The organism is Sandarakinorhabdus rubra, from assembly GCF_010994245.1.
In the GTDB taxonomy this organism is placed as follows: Bacteria; Pseudomonadota; Alphaproteobacteria; order Sphingomonadales; family Sphingomonadaceae; genus Sandarakinorhabdus; species Sandarakinorhabdus rubra.
Window position 1 is genome coordinate 1 of the sequence record NZ_WMHO01000161.1, and the last position, 6081, is coordinate 6081.

Annotated in this window: 6 protein-coding genes; 1 reads left to right on the forward strand and 5 read right to left on the reverse strand. The window is 71.1% G+C overall.

Features of this window, described 5'->3' with window-relative positions; all coding sequences use genetic code 11:
- Positions 1-168: 168 nt before the first annotated feature.
- Positions 169-837, forward strand: coding sequence for a TPM domain-containing protein (locus GJV64_RS10345; RefSeq protein ID WP_164157156.1), 669 nt, complete (start codon positions 169-171; stop codon positions 835-837).
- Positions 838-852: 15 nt separating this feature from the next.
- Here the strand turns inward: GJV64_RS10345 and GJV64_RS10350 are convergent, their stop codons facing one another.
- From GJV64_RS10350 to GJV64_RS10370, 5 genes are all read right to left on the reverse strand, one after another.
- Entirely contained in the window at positions 853-1464 is a 612-nt protein-coding gene (locus GJV64_RS10350) for a glutathione S-transferase family protein (protein ID WP_164157157.1), read from the reverse strand.
- Complete coding sequence (locus GJV64_RS10355) at positions 1461-2963, reverse strand: MFS transporter (RefSeq protein ID WP_328799175.1); 1503 nt, start codon at positions 2961-2963, stop codon at positions 1461-1463. The genes GJV64_RS10350 and GJV64_RS10355 overlap by 4 nt, the downstream gene beginning before the upstream one ends.
- The gene (locus tag GJV64_RS10360; RefSeq protein ID WP_235927695.1) at positions 2896-3726 is read right to left on the reverse strand and encodes a 3'(2'),5'-bisphosphate nucleotidase CysQ; all 831 of its coding nucleotides are present in this window, start codon (positions 3724-3726) and stop codon (positions 2896-2898) included. The genes GJV64_RS10355 and GJV64_RS10360 overlap by 68 nt, the downstream gene beginning before the upstream one ends.
- Positions 3723-5069, reverse strand: a complete 1347-nt coding sequence (locus GJV64_RS10365) for a TldD/PmbA family protein (RefSeq protein ID WP_164157159.1) — start codon at positions 5067-5069, stop codon at positions 3723-3725. Before GJV64_RS10365 ends, GJV64_RS10360 begins: the two co-directional genes overlap by 4 nt.
- A 247-nt stretch (positions 5070-5316) precedes the next feature.
- A partial coding sequence (locus tag GJV64_RS10370; RefSeq protein ID WP_164157160.1) for a 4-hydroxybenzoate octaprenyltransferase occupies positions 5317-6081 on the reverse strand: 765 nt, incomplete at its 5' end.

Consider the following 6081-nt stretch of genomic DNA (forward strand, 5'->3'; position numbering starts at 1 on the left):
TGCCGGCGGGCGCGGCCGGCGGCGCGGCCCGGTGATCATCTGGGGCGCCGGCATGGGCGGCAGCTGGAGCGGCGGCGGCGGCGGTTTCGGGGGCGGCGGCTTCGGGGGTGGCGGCTTCAGCGGTGGTGGCGGCTCCGGCGGGGGCGGCGGCGCCTCGGGAGGCTGGTGATGCTGTTCGACGCCCAGGATCGTGCCCGCATCGCGGCCGCCATCCATGCCGCCGAGGCGCAGACCAGCGGCGAGATCGTGGTGATCGTTTCCACCCGCGTGCGCCGCTATCCGGCCACCGCGCTCACCGTGGCGGCGCTCGCGGCCTTCACCTTGCCGCTGGCCGCCGTGCTCATGGGCTGGCAGCCCGGTGTCCTGCTCGCCGATTGGGGTGAGCAGGACGTGACAAGCCGCATCGATCATGCCGTGGAGGGCTTTGTGCTGGTGCAGCTGCTGCTGTTCCTGGCCGTCGCCGCACTGCTTCACTTCACGGCTCTGGCCCGCATGCTCACCCCTGCAGGCCAGCGGCGGGACCGCGTGCACGCCGATGCCACCGCCCAATTCCGCGCCCGCTCGCTGGATGCCACGGCGGGGCGCACCGGCATCCTCCTCTATGTCGATGAGCCCGAGCATGTGGCCGAGGTGATCACCGATGCCGGCGTGTTCGAGAAGGTGGCGCCAGAGGCCTGGGCCGAAACGGTGACTGTGCTGGTGGACGGCATCAGGGCCGGGCGCGCCGCAGACGGCCTGATTGCCGCCATCGAGCGCGCCGGCGCCGTGCTTGCCCACCACCTGCCGCCGGCTGCCGACAACCCCAACGAGTTGCCGGACCACCTTATCGAGATCTAGGGTCAGGCCCCGGAATCAGGCCTTGGCGCTGGGCCGCGCCGCCACCCGCTCGCGCCAGGCCGGCAGCCACTTCAGCCCGGCCGGCAGAGGCTGGCCCACGGCGCCGCCGAACTCGATGAAGCAGAACAGTAATATGTCGGCCAGCGTGAAGCGGCTGCCGCACACGAAGTCACCCGTCATCAGCGCATCGAGCCACAGCAGTTTCTTGGCGGCGATGGCCTTCAGCTCCTCGCCGGCACTTTCCGACACGATCGGGAAGCGCGGTTCGAACATCGGCCGGCCCTGGGTGGCGCGAAATCCGTTGGCCATGGGTTCGCAATAACCCAGATCGATGATGCGCACCCAGCGGCGGGTTTCGGCGCGCTCCTCGGGCGTGTTGCCGATGAGCGCCGGCGTGGGGTGAAGCTCCTCCAGATACTCGGCGATAACGGTGATCTCGCTGATCGTGCGGCCATCGTCCAGTTCCAGCGCCGGGGTGCCGCCCGCCGGCACCTTGGTGATGTAAGCGCCGCTGCGATTGGCGCCGGCCATGATGTCGATGGTTTCGGTGGGCAGCGTAATGCCCTTTTCGGCCATGGCCATGCGCACCACGTGCGGATTGGGGCCGATGCTGTCGTAGAGCTTCATGGTGTAACTCCCTTGCTGTCGAGTGCGGCGATGATGCGCGCCTGCGCGGCGCGGTCGATGGTCCAGCCCCGGGCCAGCCAGGCGGCCGCGAGTGCGGCCAGGATGGGCGGGATCAGGAAAAGCAACACCAGGCCGTCGATGGCCTGCGGCGTGTTGGCGGTGCCCAGCTTGGCATCAAATCCCACCATGTCGAGCACGATATAGGCGAGGCCGACCGGGATGGCATAGCCGAGCTTCTGCACCCCCACCAGCACGGCATAATAGAGCCCGGCGTTGCTGCGCCCGCTCTCCAGCGTTTCCGCGTCGGTCACGTCGGCCAGCATGGCGCGCACCAGGAAGGGCGGCGCCACCGCCGGCAGGCCGGCCAGCAGCATGCCTGTCGCCGCCACCCAGAAGCCGCCCGACGGCATCAACACCAGCATGGCGTGCAGCACGGCATAGCTGCCGATCGCCCAGGCCACCGCCATGTGCTTTGACGTGCGCCGCGCCACCCAGCCCCACAGCGGTGCACCGATCAGCCCAGCGGCGAAATAGAACAGCAGCAACAGCCGCGCCTCGGTGACGGAAAAGCCGCGCGCCGCCTCGAAGAAGAACACCAGCAGCGCGCCGCCAAAGCCCGGCGGCAGGCTGGCGAACAGGTCGATCAGCAACAGGCGCTGCAGCAGCGGGCGCTTGAGGGCGGCCTTGATGTCGGCCCAGCCGTGCGGGCTGGCATGGGCTGACGCCCGGTCCGGCACCGCCCACAGCGCCGCGATGAAGGTGGGCGCCACCAGCGCAATGAGCACCCAGCCCATGGCATGGACGCCCAGCGCCGCCGAGGGTTCAAGCCCCCAGCGCGGCCCCAGCGCGTTGGCCAGCGGCGGCACGGCGAGCAGGCTGATCAGCGCCAGCATGTTGAAGCCCTGCCACCAGCCAAAGATACGGCTGCGCTCGTGATAATCGGTCGAAAGGGCCTGCCCCCAGCTGGTGTGCGCCACCTGCGCCGCCGAGAAGCCGCCATAGAGCAGGAACAGGCCGAGGAAGGCGCGCAGCGGCGTCAGGCCGGGATCGGCGAAGAACACCATGGCCAACCCCAGCACCAGGAACAGCGCCGCCACCCCCAGCCATGGCCGGAAGCGGCCGAAGCGCGTTTTCGTCCGGTCAATCCAGTGGCCGAAGACGATGTCGAGCGGCAGGTCGATCCAGCGCACGGCGGAAAACAGGATGCCGGTCATGGCGAGGTCGAGCCCCAGCGTGCCGGCATAATAGGGCGGCAGATAGACAACCAGCGGCAAGCCCACCCCGGTCAACGGCAGGCAGGGCGCGGCAAAGGCGGCCAGTGTCCGGCGTTTGAGCTGCACGTGTCCCCCTCCCCAGGGGCGCCGCCACTGTGCGGTGGGTGGCGGGGCGGTGCAAGCCTGCCTGAAGTGCGGGAAACGCTCTGCCGGGCGGCTAGGCGCGCTGGCGGCGCGCCGCAAAGGCCTTGAGCGCATGATCGAGCCGGAAGAGCACCTCGCCATGCAGTGCCGGCGTCGCCGCGGCCAGCCCGGCAATCAGGGGCCGGGGCCGGTTGAAGCGCAGCGGCGCGCCGTGGCGGTCGCTGATGGTGCCGCCGGCTTCGGCCAGGATCAGGCTGGCGGCAGCGACATCCCATTCCGGGATCGTGCGCCCCTCGGCCCAGGCATCGGCTTCGGCGCTGGCCAGCATCGCCATGCGCAAGGCCAGGCTGTTCGGCTTGGCCACCGCCGTGCCCGGCCAGGGCGAGGGCCAATAGCTGGCCGTGAGGTTGGCGGCATCCATCGGCAGCCGCACGCCATCGAGCGTGGCGAGGCCCGACACTTGCAGCCGCTTGCCGTTCAGGGTGGCGCCGGCGCCGGCACTGGCGGCATAGAGCCGATCCTGCGCCGGCGCCGCCAGCACGCCCACGGTCACGGCGCCATCCTCGACCAGCGCCACCGACACCGCCCAGCCGCTGCGGCCGCGCAGGAAATCGCGGGTGCCATCGATCGGGTCCACCACCCACAGCCGGCGCTTGTGCAGCCTTGCCTCGCTGTCGGCACATTCTTCCGACAGCCAGCCGTCATCGGGGCGGGCGGCGGCGATCACGCCCTTCAGATAGGCGTTGACGGCGAGATCGGTGGCGCTGACCGGGCTGCCGTCGGCCTTATCCCAGCCGGCGCGGTCGTGGCCGAAGCGGTCGAGCGCGATGTCGCCGGCATTGCTGGCGATCTCGACGGCCAGCGCCAGGTCGCTGGCCCGTTCGTGGAGGCTGGACGGGCTCAACTGCCCGCCACCGTCATCCCGTCGATCAGCAGGGTGGGGGCATTGCTGGCATGGCGGAAGGCGAGATCGTCGGCGGCCACCAGCCGGGCGAACATGTCGGTGAGATTGCCCGCGATGGTGATCTCCGCCACCGGCCCGGCGATCTCGCCGTCCGCGATCAGGAAACCGCTGGCACCGCGGCTGTAATCGCCGGTGAGGCCGTTGACCCCCATGCCGATCAGCTCGGTGACCAGCACGCCGCGCTTGATGCCGGCGATGAGGTCGGCGCGCGGCACGGTTCCGCCCTCCAGGTGCAGGTTGCTGGTGCCGGCGCCGGGCGGCCCGGAGGTACCGCGGCTGGCATGGCCGGAGGGCGTCAGGCCCAATTGGCGGGCGCTCGCCACGTCGAGCAACCAGGTGGTGAGAATGCCATCTTCCACCAGGGCGGTGCGCGCCGTGGCCAGCCCCTCGCCGTCGAAGGCCCGGCTCCTGAGGCCGCGGTGGCGCAGCGGATCATCGATGACATGAAGGCCGACGGGCAGGATGCGCTGCCCCAGCCGGTCCTTCAGGAAGCTGGTGCCGCGAGCGATGGCGCTGCCGGTGATGGCGCCCACCAGGTGGCCCAGCAGCGAGGCCGACACCCGGGGATCGAACAGCACCGGCAGTTGTGCGGAGGCAAGCTTCACCGGGTTCAGGCGGGCCACCGCGCGGCGCCCGGCGCGCGTCCCGATGGTGTCGGCGGCCTCCACGTCGGCGAGGTAACGGGCGCTGTGCCAGGCATAATCGCGCTGCATGTCGCCGCCGCTGCCGGCGACGACCGAGGCGGACAGGCCGTGGCTGGTGGAGCGGCGGGCGCCGCGAAAGCCGGTGGAGGTGGCCAGCGCCATCACCACCGCGCCGGCGCTGGCCGAAGCGCCCTCGCTGTTGGTGATGCCAGCGACAGCGCGCGCCGCATCCTCACAGGCCAGCGCGCGTTCCTTCAGCTGGGCGGCGCCCACCTCCGTCGGGTCGTCGATGTCAGGGTCAGGCAGCTCGCCTTTCGCCAGCCGGTCTTCGGGCGCCAGGCCGGCATAGGGGTCTTCGGGCGCCAGGCGGGCCATGGCAACCGCGCGGCTGGCGGCCTCGGCCAGCGCAGCGGGCGTCAGATCAGAGGAGGACACGCTGGCCGATCGCTGGCCGACGAACACGCGGAGGCCAACCTCCTCGCCTTCGGCGCGGCCGGTGTCTTCCAGCTTGCCGAGCCGCACCGAAACATGGGCGGCGGCATCCCCGACATAGACGGCATCGGCGGCATCGGCACCGGCGGCACGGGCGGCGGCAAGGGCGGCATCAAGCCGGTCGAGGGCAGCATCAGGGCTCAGCATGCCGCCAGATGTAGGAGCGCAGCTTGAACCTGTCACGCGCCAAAGCCGCCGCAGCACGGCGCGGCACTTTTTGTCGCTTTCATGCAATCCCTTGCCATCGCCAGAAGGCATAGAGCCAGGCATTGGGGTCGGTGACGGGTGGGCCAGCCGGCCAAGCGGGGGCGCGCGGGCCTGCAACCAGAGCGTTGCAGGCCCGCAGCTTTGCGGACGGCCCCAGGAATGATCGCCCGCAGGGCCGCTACGGCTCTCAGGCCAGCCCCACCGCTGCGCAGGCCGCAGCCAGCAGCGCGCCGGCCAGCCGGTTCGATCGGAACAGGCGCAGTGCATTGGCCGGCGTCGCATCGGCCAGCCGAACCACCTGCCAGGCCAGTTGCGCGGCGAGCGGCAGCAGCGCCGCCACCGCCAGCGCCTGCCCCGCGTGGCTCCACATCGCCATTCCCCACAGAATCAGCGCCAGCGCATAGAAGCCGGCCACCCCGGTGCGCGCCCGGGAGCCGAGGGCGCGGGCAGAGCTCTTGATGCCGGCCAGCGCATCATCCTCGATGTCCTGCAGGGCGTAGATCGTGTCATAGCCCAGCGTCCAGGCGATGCCGCCAGCCCACAGCAGCCACATGGTCGCCGACGGCTCGGCCACCGCCGCCCAGCCCACCAGCGCCCCCCAGTTGAAGGTGAGGCCCAGCCAGGCCTGCGGCCACCACGTGATCCGCTTCATGAAGGGATAGGCCGCAACGGGGATCAGGCTGGCCAGGGCGATGGCCTGCGCGAACGGCCGCAGCTGCAGCAGCACGATCAGGCCAACCAGCGACAGCGCCACGGCAAAGGCCAGCGCCGCCCGCACCGGGATAAGGCCCGAGGCCACAGGTCGATCGCGCGTGCGCTCCACCTGCGCGTCGAGGTCGCGGTCCACGATATCGTTCCACACGCAGCCCGCGCCGCGCATGGCGATGCTGCCGAGGCCGAACCAGGCGATCAGCAGCGGCGCGCGCTCCAGCCCGCCGGCCAGCGCCAGCCC

Coding starts and splice junctions, on each gene's coding strand:
- GJV64_RS10345 (WP_164157156.1), top strand. CDS start 169: ATGCTGTTCGACGCCCAGGATCGTGCCCGCATCGCGGCCGCCATCCAT.
- GJV64_RS10350 (WP_164157157.1), bottom strand. CDS start 1,464: ATGAAGCTCTACGACAGCATCGGCCCCAATCCGCACGTGGTGCGCATG.
- GJV64_RS10355 (WP_328799175.1), bottom strand. CDS start 2,963: ATGGCGAGGTGCTCTTCCGGCTCGATCATGCGCTCAAGGCCTTTGCGG.
- GJV64_RS10365 (WP_164157159.1), bottom strand. CDS start 5,069: ATGCTGAGCCCTGATGCTGCCCTCGACCGGCTTGATGCCGCCCTTGCC.